14 protein-coding genes and 1 riboswitch are annotated in these 15319 nt (G+C 69.9%); of the genes, 8 read left to right on the top strand and 6 right to left on the bottom strand.

The annotated features are described in order from the left end of the window. Positions 1-103: 103 nt before the first annotated feature. Both ACOZ38_RS27650 and ACOZ38_RS27645 read right to left on the bottom strand, forming a co-directional pair. Positions 104-784: an alpha/beta fold hydrolase gene (locus ACOZ38_RS27650; RefSeq protein WP_424534080.1), complete on the bottom strand. Its 681-nt coding sequence runs from the start codon at positions 782-784 to the stop codon at positions 104-106. 114 nt (positions 785-898) lie between these two features. Next, positions 899-2005: an AAA family ATPase gene (locus ACOZ38_RS27645; RefSeq protein WP_424534079.1), complete on the bottom strand. Its 1107-nt coding sequence runs from the start codon at positions 2003-2005 to the stop codon at positions 899-901. Positions 2006-2257: 252 nt separating this feature from the next. Between ACOZ38_RS27645 and ACOZ38_RS27640 the strand changes: the two genes are divergently transcribed. The 5 genes from ACOZ38_RS27640 to ACOZ38_RS27620 are packed head-to-tail and all read left to right on the top strand — an operon-like array spanning position 2258 to position 7181. Continuing rightward, positions 2258-3745: an ABC transporter substrate-binding protein gene (locus ACOZ38_RS27640; protein WP_424534078.1), complete on the top strand. Its 1488-nt coding sequence runs from the start codon at positions 2258-2260 to the stop codon at positions 3743-3745. After that, positions 3742-4725: an ABC transporter permease gene (locus ACOZ38_RS27635; protein ID WP_424534077.1), complete on the top strand. Its 984-nt coding sequence runs from the start codon at positions 3742-3744 to the stop codon at positions 4723-4725. Before ACOZ38_RS27640 ends, ACOZ38_RS27635 begins: the two co-directional genes overlap by 4 nt. Beyond that, the gene (locus tag ACOZ38_RS27630) at positions 4725-5582 is read left to right on the top strand and encodes an ABC transporter permease (protein ID WP_424534076.1); all 858 of its coding nucleotides are present in this window, start codon (positions 4725-4727) and stop codon (positions 5580-5582) included. The genes ACOZ38_RS27635 and ACOZ38_RS27630 overlap by 1 nt, the downstream gene beginning before the upstream one ends. Then, positions 5579-6535 (top strand): ABC transporter ATP-binding protein, encoded by a 957-nt coding sequence (locus tag ACOZ38_RS27625; RefSeq protein WP_424534075.1) that lies wholly within the window; start codon positions 5579-5581, stop codon positions 6533-6535. The genes ACOZ38_RS27630 and ACOZ38_RS27625 overlap by 4 nt, the downstream gene beginning before the upstream one ends. Next, complete coding sequence (locus ACOZ38_RS27620) at positions 6522-7181, top strand: ABC transporter ATP-binding protein (RefSeq protein WP_424534074.1); 660 nt, start codon at positions 6522-6524, stop codon at positions 7179-7181. The genes ACOZ38_RS27625 and ACOZ38_RS27620 overlap by 14 nt, the downstream gene beginning before the upstream one ends. Positions 7182-7317: 136 nt before the next feature. Here ACOZ38_RS27620 and ACOZ38_RS27615 read toward each other — a convergent pair whose 3' ends face one another. The 3 genes from ACOZ38_RS27615 to ACOZ38_RS27605 all read right to left on the bottom strand — a co-directional run bounded on the left by ACOZ38_RS27615 (position 7318) and on the right by ACOZ38_RS27605 (position 9738). Beyond that, positions 7318-8544: a Dyp-type peroxidase gene (locus ACOZ38_RS27615; RefSeq protein ID WP_424534073.1), complete on the bottom strand. Its 1227-nt coding sequence runs from the start codon at positions 8542-8544 to the stop codon at positions 7318-7320. Continuing rightward, positions 8537-9073 (bottom strand): copper chaperone PCu(A)C, encoded by a 537-nt coding sequence (locus tag ACOZ38_RS27610; protein ID WP_424534072.1) that lies wholly within the window; start codon positions 9071-9073, stop codon positions 8537-8539. The genes ACOZ38_RS27615 and ACOZ38_RS27610 overlap by 8 nt, the downstream gene beginning before the upstream one ends. A gap of 110 nt (positions 9074-9183) precedes the next feature. Then, a complete protein-coding gene (locus tag ACOZ38_RS27605; protein WP_424534071.1) occupies positions 9184-9738 on the bottom strand; it encodes an MFS transporter in 555 nt (184 codons plus the stop codon). 563 nt (positions 9739-10301) lie between these two features. Between ACOZ38_RS27605 and ACOZ38_RS27600 the strand changes: the two genes are divergently transcribed. Next, positions 10302-11813, top strand: a complete 1512-nt coding sequence (locus ACOZ38_RS27600; RefSeq protein WP_424534070.1) for a PepSY-associated TM helix domain-containing protein — start codon at positions 10302-10304, stop codon at positions 11811-11813. 344 nt (positions 11814-12157) lie between these two features. Here ACOZ38_RS27600 and ACOZ38_RS27595 read toward each other — a convergent pair whose 3' ends face one another. Further along, complete coding sequence (locus tag ACOZ38_RS27595) at positions 12158-12736, bottom strand: superoxide dismutase (protein WP_424534069.1); 579 nt, start codon at positions 12734-12736, stop codon at positions 12158-12160. A gap of 751 nt (positions 12737-13487) precedes the next feature. Between ACOZ38_RS27595 and ACOZ38_RS27590 the strand changes: the two genes are divergently transcribed. Then, positions 13488-14135 (top strand): hypothetical protein, encoded by a 648-nt coding sequence (locus ACOZ38_RS27590; protein ID WP_424534068.1) that lies wholly within the window; start codon positions 13488-13490, stop codon positions 14133-14135. Further along, complete coding sequence (locus tag ACOZ38_RS27585; protein ID WP_424534067.1) at positions 14132-14920, top strand: nickel/cobalt transporter; 789 nt, start codon at positions 14132-14134, stop codon at positions 14918-14920. Before ACOZ38_RS27590 ends, ACOZ38_RS27585 begins: the two co-directional genes overlap by 4 nt. 130 nt (positions 14921-15050) lie before the next feature. After that, a riboswitch (cobalamin riboswitch) is annotated at positions 15051-15239 on the top strand. Positions 15240-15319: the final 80 nt, after the last annotated feature.

The raw sequence follows: 15319 nt of genomic DNA, 5'->3' as shown, positions 1-15319 counted from the left end.
CCCCCGGCAACGTCCGGACGGTGGTCTTCGGCCGAGCCGCGCCGGTCGCGGTGGGACAGCCCCTCCGCGACCAGCGCGAGCACTTCGCTCGTGGCGAATTCCATCAGGCCGCGGCCTGGCGGATGAGATCGGCGACCGCGGCGGGCTGGGAGACGTAGACCGCGTGGCTGCCGATGGCTTCGACGACGAACGCGCCGGCGCGCTCGGCCATGCTGCGCTGGGCGGGCGGCGGGATCATGCGGTCCTCGGTGGCCACCAGGTACCAGCTGGGCTTGTGCCGCCAGGCCGGCTCGGTGACCGTACCGCCGAGCGCGTCCACGCCCCAGGGGACCTGCGCGTCGGCCATGAACGCGGCCACCTGGTCGGGCAGGTCGGCGGCGAACGAGGCGGCGAACTTGTCGCGGTCAAGGAAGAGGAAGCCCTCCACGGGCGGGAGGATGGGCGGCACCGGCGCGCCGGGCGGCGGGTCGGCGATGAGGGTGTTGACCGATTCGCCCTTGTCGGGGGCGAAGGCCGCGATGTACGCCAGTGAGGCGACGTTGGGGTGGGTGCCTGCCTCGCTGATGACGACCCCGCCGTAGGAGTGGCCGACCAGGACGGCCGGGCCGTCGAGGCCGTCGAGGACCCGGCGGGTCACCGCGGCGTCGTCCTCCAGCGACAGCGTCGGGTTCTGCACGATGTGGACGCGGAAGTCGTCCCTGGTCAGCTCGTCGTAGACGCCCTGCCAGCCGGATCCGTCCACGAAGCCACCGTGTACGAGCACGATGTTCTTGATGGTTGTCATGGTCGCTCCTGACCTGGGTGGACAGGCCCCAACGCCTGTCCCTGCGCACTCCATCCAAGTAGCCCGCGCGCGGCCCGGCAACGCAGAACAGGACGCAGAAGTAGCGCGGAACTGTCAGGGTGCGGCGTTCGCCAGGTCGTGGCAGCGGCTGCTCGCGTCGGCGTCGCCGATGGCCTCGTACACCTCGGCCGCCCGCGCGTACGCTCGGCGGCTCTCGCCGGTTCGGCCCTCGTCGGCCAGCAAGGCCGCCAGGGTCTCCAGGGAGCGGGCCTGCGGGACGGGCAACTGAGCCTGCTCCATGAGGCTGATCGCCTCGGTAAGCTTGATGATCGCTTCGGTCCGGTGGCCGAGTAATCCCAGACATTCACCGACGCGGGCAAGCGCGATTGGGCGGGTGAACGCCGCGATGCTCGGCGTAATCCCCAACTGGTCGTCGTTCAGCAGGCCCCACAAGTCGAGGTACTGCTCCAGTGCCTCGGCGTAGTGCCCGGCGTCGCGAAGGCAGGTGCCGAGGGCGCTAATCCCGGTCAGCAACTCAGCGGCTTCCACCGGCGGCAACGGGCCGAGACTCAGCCGGTGCACCCCCTCCAAACCGGCCAGCAGCCGCCGGCTCGTCACGAGCGCTCTGCTCGGGCCGCCACCGGGCAGGAGCGGGCGTACCTGCTCCTCCGACCCGGCGTTGTCCAGCACAACCAGAACACGCCGCTCCCGTAACAGCGACCGGTATAACGAGGCGCGCTCCAGCGGGTCGGGGGGCATCGGCCGATCGGCGGTGCCGAGCGCACGCAGCAGTTGCATCAGGGCGTCATCGACCGTGAGCGGCTGGGCGGACATGCCGAACAGGTCGACGAAGAACATCCCATCCGGAAAACTCGGCCGCAGCATATGGGCGGCGCGAACGGCGAAGGTGGTCTTGCCCAGACCGGCCGCGCCGGTGACGAGCGCGACCCCGGCGGCCCCCGGCATATCGCCGGCGTGCACGAAGTCGTCCGCCCAGGCCAGCTCGGCGGCACGACCGGTGAAGTCGTCCACCGATCGAGGCAGCTCACTGGACGAGGCCGTGTCCAACTTCGACGAGAGCGAGGCCGCTATCGACGAGGCCCTGCGCGCGGCCCGGGCGAGCACACCACGCTCATCGTCGCCCACCGTCCCTCCACCCTGCGCACGGCCGACACGGTCGTCCTGCTCAGCGAAGGCCGGGTCGTCGACATCGGCTCGCACGTCGACCTCCTGACTCGCTCCGCCACCTACCGTGACCTGCTCGCCGGGCCGAGCCGTGACCGCTGACCCGCGTTCTATCGGTCATGCTCTAGCCATCATTTGGCAACTGCAAGTACCTTGCAATAGGGATCGATCTCGTTCTACCTTCGCCCCATGAAGCTCACCCGCGCCGGTTTCGTCCAGATAGCCGCACTCCTGGGGGTTCTCGTCCTTTCCGCTTGCGGAAGGCCGTCAGCCCCAGGAACGGAGGAGATGCCGCCTGACACGTTCGTTCTCGGGCTCGGCTCGGAACCGGACACGCTCAACCCCGTGCTCGGCTATTCGCCCGACGGAGGGTCATTGCTGTTCGACGGGCTGGTCACCCGGAACGCCGACCTGACGTTGAAGCCGGCGCTGGCCGAGCGGCTGCCCGAGGCCACCGGCACGACCATCGTCTTCACCCTGCGCCAAGGGGTGAAGTTCCACGATGGGACGCCGTTGACCAGCGCGGACGTCGCGTACACCTATCAGGCCGTGCTGGACGCGAAGAACAACTCGACGATCCGCGGTGACTATGCCGCCATCGAGTCCGTCGAGGCCAAGGACCCCGCCACGGTGGTGTTCCACCTCAGGTACCCGTACGCGCCGATCCTCCAGCGCGCCACACTGGGCATCGTCCCACGGCATCTGCTCGACGGGCAGAGCCTGGACAAGGCCGGGTTCAACACCAAGCCCGTCGGCACGGGACCGTACCGCCTCGTCTCCTGGACGCCCGGCGACAAGGTGGTGCTGGAGGCGAACCCGGGGTACTGGGGCGGCGCCCCGGAGATCAAGCGGCTGGTCATGGCGTACGCCACCGACGACAACGTGCGCGCTACCCGCATGGCGGCGGGCGAGTTCGACGCCACCGAGCTGCCGCCCAAGGCCGCCGCCCGTTTCAACGGTCAGGCGGGCGTGACCGTGTACCAGGCGCCGAGCGCCGACTACCGCGGTGCGATGTTTCCGCTGGACGCGCCCGTGACCGGGGACAGGGCGATCCGCCAGGCCCTGAGCCTCGGGCTGGACCGTGAGGCGATGGTGAACACCATCCTGGCCGGGGCGGGACGCCCGGCGTTCGGGCCGATCGCGCCGGACACCACCTGGCACAACCCGGCCGTCGACGGCTCGCCCACGCCCGACCGGGCGGGCGCGGTGCGGGTGCTGGAGGAGGCCGGCTGGAAGCCCGGCCCCGACGGGATCCGCCGTAAGGATGGCGTGCCGGCGAGCTTCACGCTGATGTATCCGGCGGGGGACTCGCTGCGCAAGGAGCTCGCGCTCGCGTTCACCTCGGACGCCAAGAAGCTGGGCGTCGACGTACGGCTGGCCGGGCTGGACTGGGACGCCATCGAGACCCGGATGGCCAAGGACGCCCTGGTCATGGGATACGGAAGCCCGTTCGACCCGGACTACACCAACTTCGAGCTGTTCCACTCCGCCTTCTCGGGCCAGGGCTTCTTCAACCCCGGCCACTACAAAGTGCCGGAGGTGGACGCGCTGCTGGAGAAGGGACGGGAGCAGTCTGACCCGGCGGCGCGCAAGCACGCGTACGACGCCTTCCAACAGCGGATCCACGACGACGCGGTGTGGGTGTACCTCGTCTACCTCAAGCACGTGTACGTCGTCCGAGGGGCGTGGACGGGCATCACGCCCGGTGTCGAGGCGCACGAGCACGCCACCGCCGGGCTCTTCCGCAACCTCGCCGAATGGAAGCCGGGCGCATGACGCGTGCGCTGATCCGGATGGTGGCCTGGCGGCTGGCGTTCACCGTCCCGTTGCTCCTGATGGTCACCGTGGGCATGTTCGCGCTGGCCAAGGCGTCGCCCTTCGACCCGGTACGGCAATACCTCGGGGACCGCGCGCTGACGACGAGCCCGGAGATCGCCAGGCAGATCAGGGAGTCCTGGGGCCTGGATCGGCCGGTGGCCGAGCAGTACCTGACCTGGCTCGGCAACCTGCTGCGCGGCGACTTCGGTGAATCGCGCAGCATGCACCGCCCGGTCGCCGAAGTGATCGGCGAGCGGCTCGGCTGGACCCTGCTCGCGGCCGGCTGCGCCGTGCTGCTCATGCTCGCCGCGAGCCTGGTCGTGGGCGCCGTGGCCGCCTGGCACCAGGGCTCGTGGACCGACCGGCTGATCACCGGCACCGCCTATGCCAACGAGGCCGCGCCGGTCTTCTGGACCGCGCTCATCGTGATCTGGGTGTTCGCGGTGAAGTTGCGCTGGCTGCCCGCGGGTGGGCTGACCGACGCTGCGTCCGGGGCGGTGGAGCCGGGGGACGTGCTGCGGCACATGGTGCTGCCGGTGGCCGTCCTGGCGTTCTCACAGTCCTCCTGGCTGCTGCTGTTCGTCCGGGAATCGCTGATCACGACCCTGCGGGAGGACTACGTCATCGGCGCCCGCGCCCGCGGCCTGCGGGAACGGACCGTGCTCATCCGGCACGCCCTGCGCTCGGCGCTGCTGCCGTTCATCACGCTGCTGGGCGCCCGCATCCCCGAGCTCGTCACCGGCGCGATCCTGGTCGAGACGGTCTTCTCCTGGCCCGGTGTCGCCTCCGCGTCCGTCCAGGCGGCGCTCGCGGCCGACTTCCCCTTGCTCGCCGCGCTCACGTTGCTGGCCACGCTCGCAGTGGTCGCGGGCAACCTGCTCGCCGACACCGCCTACGTCGTCGCCGACCCGCGGGTACGGGTCGTGGGGGTGAGCTGATGACGGCCCAGACGAACATCGGGCGGGCCGGACCTCGCCGAGGCCGCTCCCATCTGCTCGCGGTCGGCGCGCTCGTGACGCTCGGCCTGGCCGTGCTCATCGTGCCGATCGTCGCCCGGCTCGACCAGCAACTGGTAGACCTGCGTCTCGCCTCACTTCCGCCGAGTCTCGCGCACCCGTTCGGCACCGACGAGGTGGGACGCGACGTGCTGTTGCGCGCGATCTACGGCCTGCGCGTCTCGCTGCTGGTCGGTCTGGCGGCGGCGCTGGTGTCGGTCACGATCGGCACTTTGGCCGGCCTGGTGGCGGGCGCGGCCGGCGGCGTCACCGACCGGATCCTCATGCGGGTCGTCGACGGGTTCAACTCCGTGCCGCACCTGCTGTTCGGCATCTTCATCGTGGCGCTGTTCTCGCCGAGCGCCACTGCCGTCGTGGTCTCGGTCGCGCTCACCCACTGGATGACCGCGGCCCGGATCGTCCGCTCCGAGGTCCTGACCCTGCGCGCCCGCCCGTTCGTGGACGCGGCCATCTCCGGGGGGTCGGGCAGGCTGCGGATCGTACGCAGGCATCTGCTGCCGCACCTGACGCCGCACGTCGCGCTGGCGGCGGTGCTGATGGTCCCGCACGCGATCTGGCACGAGACGGCGCTCAGCTTCCTCGGCCTCGGCCTGCCGCCCCACCTCGCCTCACTCGGCAACATGATCAACGACGGGGCGCGGTCGCTGCTCGCCGGCAACTGGTGGGCCTCGCTGTTCCCTGGCCTGTTCATCCTCCTGCCCACGCTGGCGATCTCCTCCCTGGCCCAGTACTGGCGGGATCGCGTCAACCCTCGCCGGCGATCGGAGCTCCAGCTATGACCAGCCTCGCCGGATCCCGCCTGCGCGTCGCAGGGCTGACGGTCCGCTTTCACCTCCCCGGCGCCGCGGTGCACGCCGTCACCGACGCGCACTTCATGGTGGAACAGGGGGAATGCCTGGCTCTGGTCGGGGAGTCCGGCTGCGGCAAGTCGGTCATGGCCCACGCGCTGCTCGGGTTGCTCCCCGCCAACGCCACCGTCGCCGGATCCGCACGGCTGGAGACCGGCGACGCCCCGCCCGTGGAGCTGATCGGCGCGCCGGAGCGGCTGCTGGCCCGTACGGTACGCGGACGCCGCATCGGGCTCGTCCCGCAGAGCCCCGCCACGCACCTCACCCCCGTACGCACCGCGCGCGCCCAGCTCACCGAGGCGATGCGCGAGCTGGGCAACCCCGCCACGGCGGACGACCTGGCCGCGCGGGCGGGCCTTCGTCCCCAGGACCTGGACCTGTACCCGCACCAGCTCTCCGGCGGCATGGCGCAGCGCGTGGTCAACGCGATCGCCCTGGCCGGAGATCCTTGGCTCGTCATCGCCGACGAGCCGACCAGCGGGCTGGACCGTCCTCTGGTCGACGCGACCATGGCCGAGCTGCGGCGGCTGGCCGACGACGGCCGCGCCGTCCTGCTCATCACCCACGACCTACGGGCCGCCGAGCAGGTGGCCGACCACGTCGCCGTCATGTACGCCGGGCGGATCGTGTCGCTAGCCCCGGCGGGGGAGTTCTTCGCCGGTCCTCGCCACCCGTACGCCGCGGGCCTGCTGGACGCCTTGCCGTCCCGGAGTTTCACGGCGATTCCCGGTCGGCCTCCGGAGCTCACCGACCTGCCCGCCGGGTGCGCCTTTCGTCCTCGCTGCGCCCGCGCCGGCGCCGCCTGCGAAAGCGTGCCCCGTTTGTCGGGCGTAGCCGCAGGGGTCGCCTGTCACCACCCTCTGGAGAGCCATGCTTCACGCTGAAGACGTCACCGTCACCTACGGCCGCCGTCGTGTGCTCCATGACGCCGCGATCACGTTACGGCCCGGGACCCTCACCGGACTCGCCGGGCCTAGTGGATGCGGCAAGTCCACCTTCGCCCGCGTGCTCGGCCTTCTCCAGAAGCCCGTCACCGGCCGGGTGACCATCGACGGCACCGAGGTACGTCGCTGGCGCAACCGGGCGGGCCGGGACCTGCGCGTCCGCGTCGGGCTGATCTTCCAGCAGCCCCGGCTCGCCGTCGACCCCCGCTTCACCCTGCGCGAGATCATCGCCGAGCCCCTGCGCGCGACCGGCCGCCGCCCCGTCAGGGCCGACGAATTGGCCGAGGAGATGGGCCTGACCCCCGACCTGCTCACCCGCAGGCCGCACGAGGTGTCCGACGGACAGCTCCAGCGCGCCTGCGTTGCCCGCACCCTCGCACTACGCCCCCGCTACGTGATCTGCGATGAGATGACCACGATGCTCGACGCGTCCACGCAGGCGCACCTGGTCGCCTGCCTGGAGGCGTATCGGGCGGACAGCGGCGCCGCGATCCTGGCCATCACCCACGACGACGAACTCCTGGCCCGGTGGGCGGGAGCCGAGGGTGTGATCCACCACCTGGACGCGGCCGAGCCGTCCGTGTGACCCTTTGCCTGGCGTCGTCTACCGCTGAACCGGTGACCAGACGCGCATCGGGCAGCTCGATGGCGGGCAGGCCGGGCGCGGGGTCGGGGCAGACGGCGTAGGGCCCGGCAGCCCGACCTACATGCCCCTCGGTGGATCACGTCAGGACGGTCTCCCCGATCCAGCCGTCCGGTCCGCATCCCGGGGGGATGGCGAAGACCGCCGAGCCGATCGGAGTCGTCCACTCGTTCAGCAGGTCCGCTTCGGCCAAGCGCCTCTGGATGGGGACGAACTGGCGGGTGATGTCGGCCTGGTAGGAGGCGAACAGCAACCCGGAGTCCGTCGCGCCGTCCCGGGTCACGCCCTCGTCGTAGTTGTAGACGCGCCGCAGGATGCGCACGCCCGGGTCCTCGACCCGGGCGCGGCGGATGTGGGCGTACTCGGAGATGACGGGAAAACCAGCGGCGCTGAGCCGTCCGAAGTCCGGTTCGTCGTGTTCCTTGTTCCCGGTCAGCGGGGCGCCGTCACTGAGCCGCCGGCCGATGGTGAATTCCTTGGCCACGGCGTCGGCGGCGTCCCACTTCTCCAGGTTCGTGCGAATCCTTCGTAACACCAATGTGGTGCCCCCATCGGGCGCCCACACGATCCGCTCGAACTCGGGGGTTCCCGCTACGGCGTTGCCGGTCCCGTCGAGCTGGCCCATCACGTTGCGCTGGGTCAGGCCCGGCTGCTGGGAGTGCGCCGCCTGGCGGAAGCCCCGCTGGACCCACCGGACGGTCGCGAACGACCGGGTGTCCTTGACGATCATCCGAAGCGTGTGGGCGACGGTCAGGGGATCGTCCGCGCAGATCTGGACCAGCAGATCCCCGCCGGTCCACCGGGGTTCCAGCTTGTCGATCGTGAACGCCGGCAGCGTGGCGGGCCGTCCGTTCGCTCCGGCCGCGGCGTACAGGCCGGGGCCGAATCCGAACGTGACGGTGAGCCTCGCCGGCAGGGCCGCCAGCTGGGGCTCGGTGTCGGCGAGCGCGGGCCGGCCCTGGGTGAGCCGCCGGGCGTCATCGGTGAGCACCCGCATCAGCCGCGAAACCCCGTCACGGTCGACGCCGTCGCGCAGGTCGAACCCGGCGAAGACGGCATGCGCCTGCGGAAGAGTGGCGATCCCGGCCTGCCGGGAGCCGTGGAACGGCTCGACGGCGGTACCGTCCTTGATCGGCGGGTCACCGGCTGCCTGCGGTGTGCCATCCGTCGCGGAGGCCGCGGCCGCGACGCCGCTCGTGACCACGCCCACCGCGACCGCGGCGCCTCCGGTGAACAGTCCTCTGCGGGACAGCCGGAGCCCGGGAGCGGGATCCGGCCGCGAAGCCGTGGTCGGCCGGTCAGCCATTGCCGCCGCCCATGTCCATGCCGGACTGGTAGTCCTCGTTGCCTCCGGCGAAGTCCTTGCCCAGGGCGGTGAACTCGAAGGTGCCGCCGTCGTTGAGCGTCAAGGTGAACGGGATCTCGGCGCCCGGCTTCACCGCTTCCGCCACGTCCATGAGCATGATGTGGTCGCCACCAGGCTCAAGCACGTGCGAACCATGAGCGGGGATGACGAAGCCGCCCTTCTTGGGCTGCATGACCGTCTTCCCGTCGGCCTGGACGACCTCGTGCAGTTCGACCTTGGGCGAGAGCGGCGTGGCTCCGGATACGACGGTGATGGCGGCGCCGGTGTTGTTGACGATGGTGCCGAAGGCGGCGCTCATGCCTTTCTTGGCGGTCTTCACCCAGGGATCGGTGATGCTGAGCGCCGCCGCGGTGGCCGAGGGCGACGTGGCCACGGTGGGCGCCGCCGCTGGGGGCGAGACGCTTTGCTCGCCTCCACAGGCCGTGAGAACGGCGAGGCCGGCGAGGACGACGATGACACGGGAGAACATGAAAAGCCCTTCTGGTGCTGTGACACGAATTCGAGCCGGCGCGTACGCCGACGGCACCCCGCGGGTCCACAGGGTGAAAGGGAATCGTGAGCACGCGCCGCCGCGCTGAATCAGGCGGAAGCGGTGCGGGCAGCACCAGGGGGGCCGCGACGGCCCATCTCATGGCCGAGCAGAGCCGAGCGCAGGACGATGTGCCGCTCGACCGGAGAGACGACGGTCGACTCGTGGACGGGATCGAGCGGAGCCGCGAACGTGACGATCAGTCGTACGGCGAGCCGCCGCAACAGCGCCCAAAGAGCCGCCTCGCCACGCGACAGCCATAGGGCCGTCAGCGCGACGGCCCATCCGTGCATGAGGAGCATGCCCAGGCCGGGCATCATTCCGGAGTGGACATGCCCGTGATCGTGCGCCACGACGGGCTCGATGGTGTGCGCGAGCGAGAACAGAACGTGCAGCACCGCCTGCGTCGCGGCCAGCGCCGATATGATCACGGTCGCAGACCGCTCACGCCCGGCGAGGAAATACGCGGGGAAGAACGACGTCCCCCAGGCCGCGAGCGTCGCGAGCCCGGAGACCGAGCCCCCCGCGCACCTGTGCGCGCCTATGCCGAGCATGACCGAGACCATCGCGAAGACGGCCGCCCTGAGGGCACGAAGAGGGATCATGGCTGACATGGCACCGTAAATCATCGCATGCCGCCGCGCTGCACCCCAATGGGCATGGCGCGACGGAAGCGCGATGCCGTTCGACCAGGTGGCATGCTCGGGAAAGATGAGCGGCCCGAGCATCTAGATGAATTTCCGACTCAGGACACTAGGCCGCATCCCGGACGGCAGACCGTCGCGCTCTGACCCTCCCAGGTTGGTGCGCTACCGGATCGGCGCAGCGGCCCCGAGTCTGTGTCAGCATGGCGGGCGCCCGCGACGGCCGCCCGCCCGGGGCGCAACGTCTCGATCACGTCACCTCCGGAGTCGGCGGCACACGCCGCGATTGGCGGGGAGCCTACTGCTGCGGATCGCGGTGCCTGGGCCAGGGGTTAGTTCCGCCTCTCAGATGACATGCGCACCAAGGCCGACATAGCTCTCATAACGGTATGAACACCTGAGACCAGCAGGGAACCAGACGAAGATCGGCCACGACTACGTGACGAACCGGTGTGGCGTGAGCATGGCCGGCCGACATCAGCTGCACGTCTTGGACGGCGGAAGCCGACCTTGAGAGGATTCCCTTGACCACCGATCCCCTTCCTCAATCGGACACCGCGCAGACCCAGCAGACGTCCCACCGCCGCGGCGTATGGACACAACTGCGGCCCCTGTTGCTGCGCATGCACTTTTACGCGGGCGTGTTCATCGCGCCGTTCATCCTGATCGCGGCCTCCACCGGCCTGCTGTACACGGTCGCGCCGCAGATCGAGCAGATCGTGTACGACCACGAGCTGCACGTCCCGGCGGGAGAGACGGTACTTCCGCTCAGTCAGCAGGTCGCCGCGGCCAGAGTGGCCCATCCCGGCGGCGACATCACCCAGGTGATGCCCGCCATCGACGAGACCAACACGACACGTGTGATCTTCAGCGACGAGACCGTGCCCGCCGACTACGCGATGGCGGTCTTCGTCAACCCCTACACCGCAGAGGTACGCGGCCAGGTGCAGACTTTCGGACAGTGGCTCGGGGTACGCGCCTGGATCGACGAACTCCACCGCACCCTGCACCTGGGGGCGTTCGGACGCAACTACAGTGAACTTGCGGCGAGCTGGATGTGGATCGTCGTCCTCGGCGGGCTCGCCCTGTGGATCGGGCGGCGCCGCACCGAGCGGCGGCTGCTGCGCATCGTCCTGCCGGACACCTCCGGCCGTGGGCGGTCCCGCAACCTGTCCTGGCACGCGGTGACCGGTGTCTGGATCGCCATCGGGCTGCTCCTGCTGTCGGCCACCGGACTGACCTGGTCCAACCACGCCGGGGCGAAGATCGCCGATGTCCGGGCGCTGCTCGACTGGCACAGCCGGCCGCTGGAGACGAGCCTCGCCGCCGCAACCGGCGGCGGCGCCGAACACCAGCACGTCGCCCCCGTGGCCACCGGTGGCGACGCCGTGTTCACCTCGGGAGCGGGGATCGACGGGGTCATGGCCACCGCCACGGCCCAAGGTCTCCAGGTCCCCCTCTTCATCACGCCGCCGGAGGACGCCGGGTCGGCCTGGAGCGTGGCCGAACGCAAGCGTGACTGGCCCACTCGTTTCGACGCCATCACCGTCAACGGCAACACGGGCGGCGTCGTCGACCGCCTCGACCACGCCGACTGGCCCTTCATGGCCAAGATGACCGACTGGACGATCGACGCCCACATGGGGATCCTCTTCGGCCTCGCCAACCAGCTCGTCCTCATCGCCCTGGCGGTCGGCCTCATCCTCGTCATCCTGCGTGGTTACCGGATGTGGTGGCAGCGCAGGCCGACCAGGAAGAACGGCGCAGGTGCCCGTTTCGGCCGTCCGGCGCCGCGCGGCAGCCTGCAGGCGCTCTCCCCGGGCGTGCTGGTCCTGGTCACCGCGGTCACCCTGGTCATCGCCTACTTCGTCCCGCTGTTCGCCGTCAGCCTCGCCGTCTTTTTCGCGGCCGACGTGCTGCTCGAACGCCGCAGGACGACCCGGCCGCCGTCGGCCCTGCCCGGGACCCTCGACCAGACGGCGATGGCTCCCGCGAAGGACGCCACCCCGGTCACGTCGGGCAGCACCACGCCCTGACCCAGAGGCCCGGGGTCTCGCTGACGGGACCACCGGGTCCCCACGCGCCGCTACCCGGCCCCGGCCGTTCTCTCCGACGGCCACCGGCTGGGTTCGCGAGATCCGGCGGGCGCATACCCCAGGATGCGCCTGCCGGAACTCGATCTCCCACAACCACCCAACACATGGCCTGCGGCTCGTACCACGGCGGACGGGTGAACACCTGCCCGCCCACCTCGGCCACCTGCGTCAAGTACAGGGTGGCGTCGCCGGGGGCGAGCAGACGGATGCGGGGTGCGGCGCCCGGCCGCCCGGTTGGATAGCGATGCAAGGAAGGCCGGTCGGCGGGCGCCGCGGTCATGGGGTCATGCGCCCTTGGCGGCGGTGAAGCGGGTGATGACGTCGGTCCAGTTGACGAGGGACCAGAGCTTTTCGACGTAGTCCGGCCGGACGTTGCGGTACTGCAGGTAGTAGGCGTGCTCCCAGGCGTCGAAGACCAGCAGCGGGGTGGTGTTCATGCCGACGTTGCCATGGTGGTCGTAGACCTGCTCCACCACCAGTCGCCGTCCGAGCGGTTCCCATGCCAGCACGCCCCAGCCGGAGCCCTGGACGGTGCTCGTCGCCGTGGTGAAGCCGAAGTGCTCGGTGATCGCCTCACCGAGGGCGCCGTCGGGGCGGTCGCCGCCGTCGGGGGAGAGGTTCTGCCAGAAGATCGTGTGCAGGACGTGGCCCGACAGGTTGAAGGCGAAGGTCTTCTCCAGCCCGACCAGCCCGCCGAACTCACTCTTGTCCCTGGCCTCGGCCAGCTTGTCCAGAGTGTCGTTGGCGCCCTTCACGTAGGCCGCGTGGTGCTTGGCGTGATGCAACTCCAGGATCTCGCCCGTGATGGCCGGCTCGAGCGCCGCGTAGTCGTAGGGCATGTCCGGAAGAACGTACTGACCCATGCGTATCTCCTCAGCAGCGGGTGAAGTGCCGCCGAACTCCCGCGGCACCACTCAGGACGCAGTCTGCCTGTCCGCATATATCTCGCTATTGCGGCAATATCGCAGAAGCTACAGTATCTTATTGCGACTTCCTCGCAATAAGATAGCCTGCAGAAGGTGAGCGGGATACATGGGGGTACGGCCCGGCCGTACCGGGCCCCGGACTCTCGGCGACCGTGCCTGACATCCGCGCGCAGCCGTTCCTTTGACCCGTTGGACAGAGCGGGCGTGGGGGGCCGGCGCAGCACGAGGACCGCTCCGCCGCCTCCTACTACCTCGGCGTAGCCTGTGGGCGCGAACACCGCGTGATGACGGCCGCCGCGTCGGCCCGCCTTCCGAGGGTTCGCCGGACGTTTGTGCGCTGTACTCCCACGCGTGCAATCTGGGCAAATCGGAAATTCATTCACTGGTTGCGCACTGGTCGCCCTCCCGCCCACGAGGCCTGGCTGAATGTCATCGCTCGCCGTGACCTGCGGCAGCGACACTCCGGGACCCGATCTTTCGACGGGTTCCGCACGGCCGACAAGCTCGGACGTCTAATCATGATCAACGTCCGTCCTCCGTGCGCCAGACGAGACCCTGCGGGGCCTGCTGTCCAAGCGCCAGTCGGAGATCACGGGTCCGGTTATCGCCGTGGCCGGGTGATCTAGGCCGGGTGCCGGAGCCGCCGCTGCAGCAGTCGCGGATCCAGTCGGCTCGTGCAGGAGATTGCGTGAACATCCGTTCCCGTGCGCTGGCGGCTGCGCTGCTCGTGTCGGCGGTGCTGCCGGTCATGGTGGCCTCCGCCACACCCGCTTCCGCGCATCCCTTCGGCCCGCCGGCCACGGCGCGGATCAGTGTCACCGGATCGCACGTGGCGCTCGTATACACGGCGAGTCCAGACGACTGGGTCGCGCTGGGAGAGGCGAAGGGCGCCTTCAAAGACCCGGCGCCAGAACTGACCGGCGAACAGAAGCTGGAGCGTTCGACCGTGGTCCGCGACTACCTGACCAGTAAGATCACCGTGTCGCAGGACGGCCGGCCGTGCGCAGAACAGTTGGCGTCGCTGGTGGGGGTGACCGATTATGGCGCCCGGTTCAGCTTCGACTGCCCCCAGCCGGTGGACGACCTCGACGTCACCATAGGCGCCCTGGTCGACCTCAACGCGAACTACCGCACCATGGTCACCGCCGTGACGCCGGGCGCTCCCACGCAAAAGCTGTTCACAGCGTTGACGGCCACGCAAAATCTGAGCTTCTCCGCTTCCGGCGGCAAACCGACCGCGGTCATCGGCTTCGCCATCGGCTTGGCTGTCGTAGTCGTTGCAGGGCTCGGCGGTTATGTGGCGCTGCGGGTGCGGCGCAGGAGGAAGTCGGCATGACGGGTCTGAGCAGCTTCGACAGCCGGTTCATCGCGTTCTTCGACGGCGGGGGCGTCTTCTGGATCGCGCTGGCCATCGCCCTCGGCGTCGGCGCGATGCACGCGGTCGCACCGGGGCATGGCAAGAGCGTCACCGCCGCCTACCTGGTGGGCACTCACGGCCGTTACCGCGACGCCGTACGGCTCGGCGTCATCGTCGCCATCATGCACACCTTCTCCGTACTGGTGCTGGCACTGGTCTGGGTCGGCGTCTCCGGCCTCGCCGGCGTGGGCGCGGAGTCGGTCACCGCCTGGATGCAGGTGGTGGCCGCCGTCGTCGTCATCGGAGTCGGCGTGCATCTCGCGGTCCGGCACCTGCGCGCCCGGTTGCGGCAGCGTGAGCACGCACACGGCCATGGGCATGGGCATGGGCACGGTCACGGGCACGGTCACGGGCATGAGGAGGCGCTCACCGATCCGTGGTCCCGGAAGGGCCTGATCGCTCTGGCCCTGTCCGGTGGCCTGCTGCCGTCGCCGTCGGCGTTCATCGTGCTGGTGAGCGGCCTGCTCACCGGGCGGGCGCTCGACGCGGTCGTGCTCGTGTTGGTGTTCGGTGTGGGAATGGCCGTAACGCTGACCGCGGTGGGCGTCGCCACGATCCAGGGCCACGGGCTGCTCACCCGCCGCATGAAGGGCCGGCCAGCGGCATCTGTCGTGTCGGCGTGGACACCTGTCGCCGCGGGCGTCGCCGTCTCGATCGCCGGCTGCATCTATCTGGTCGGCGCCGTCATCGTCCTCGCCGCATAGCTCCCGCTCTGACCCGCGGAGTTCCGTGGGCGGTTCTTGCCCGTAGTGTCCTTGGGCGGCGGTGGCCCTGAAGAATGTCATTCCTGTCGCCGCGGGTCGCGACGGGCCACTGGCGGCGTCTTTGCGAGTTATGTGTCTTATGCGAATATGGTCCGCGTAGGCGACGGTGGAACGAGGAAGCCGGTGTGAATCCGGCGCGGTCCCGCCACTGTGATCGGCGAGCGGACCCCGACGATGCCACTGCCCGGATTCTGGGTGGGAAGGCCGGGGCGAGCTTTGACCCGAGAGCCAGGAGACTCACGCGGTCGCCTCCTCAGGAAATTGGGGCGGATCTCCCCGGGTTTCTTGTTTTGTAGCTGGTAGTCGCGGGTTGGGTCGATGGCCAGCTCGCGGAGGAGC

This window comes from Sphaerisporangium viridialbum (assembly GCF_049674955.1).
In the GTDB taxonomy this organism is placed as follows: Bacteria; Actinomycetota; Actinomycetes; order Streptosporangiales; family Streptosporangiaceae; genus Sphaerisporangium; species Sphaerisporangium viridialbum.
Note: the sequence above shows the minus strand (reverse complement) of the source record. Positions and strands in the feature narration are given on the sequence as shown.

Coding starts and splice junctions, on each gene's coding strand:
- ACOZ38_RS27615 (WP_424534073.1), bottom strand. CDS start 8,544: ATGGCTGACCGGCCGACCACGGCTTCGCGGCCGGATCCCGCTCCCGGG.
- ACOZ38_RS27640 (WP_424534078.1), top strand. CDS start 2,258: ATGCCGCCTGACACGTTCGTTCTCGGGCTCGGCTCGGAACCGGACACG.
- ACOZ38_RS27605 (WP_424534071.1), bottom strand. CDS start 9,738: ATGATCCCTCTTCGTGCCCTCAGGGCGGCCGTCTTCGCGATGGTCTCG.
- ACOZ38_RS27650 (WP_424534080.1), bottom strand. CDS start 784: ATGACAACCATCAAGAACATCGTGCTCGTACACGGTGGCTTCGTGGAC.
- ACOZ38_RS27610 (WP_424534072.1), bottom strand. CDS start 9,073: ATGTTCTCCCGTGTCATCGTCGTCCTCGCCGGCCTCGCCGTTCTCACG.
- ACOZ38_RS27625 (WP_424534075.1), top strand. CDS start 5,579: ATGACCAGCCTCGCCGGATCCCGCCTGCGCGTCGCAGGGCTGACGGTC.
- ACOZ38_RS27585 (WP_424534067.1), top strand. CDS start 14,132: ATGACGGGTCTGAGCAGCTTCGACAGCCGGTTCATCGCGTTCTTCGAC.
- ACOZ38_RS27635 (WP_424534077.1), top strand. CDS start 3,742: ATGACGCGTGCGCTGATCCGGATGGTGGCCTGGCGGCTGGCGTTCACC.
- ACOZ38_RS27595 (WP_424534069.1), bottom strand. CDS start 12,736: ATGGGTCAGTACGTTCTTCCGGACATGCCCTACGACTACGCGGCGCTC.
- ACOZ38_RS27620 (WP_424534074.1), top strand. CDS start 6,522: ATGCTTCACGCTGAAGACGTCACCGTCACCTACGGCCGCCGTCGTGTG.
- ACOZ38_RS27630 (WP_424534076.1), top strand. CDS start 4,725: ATGACGGCCCAGACGAACATCGGGCGGGCCGGACCTCGCCGAGGCCGC.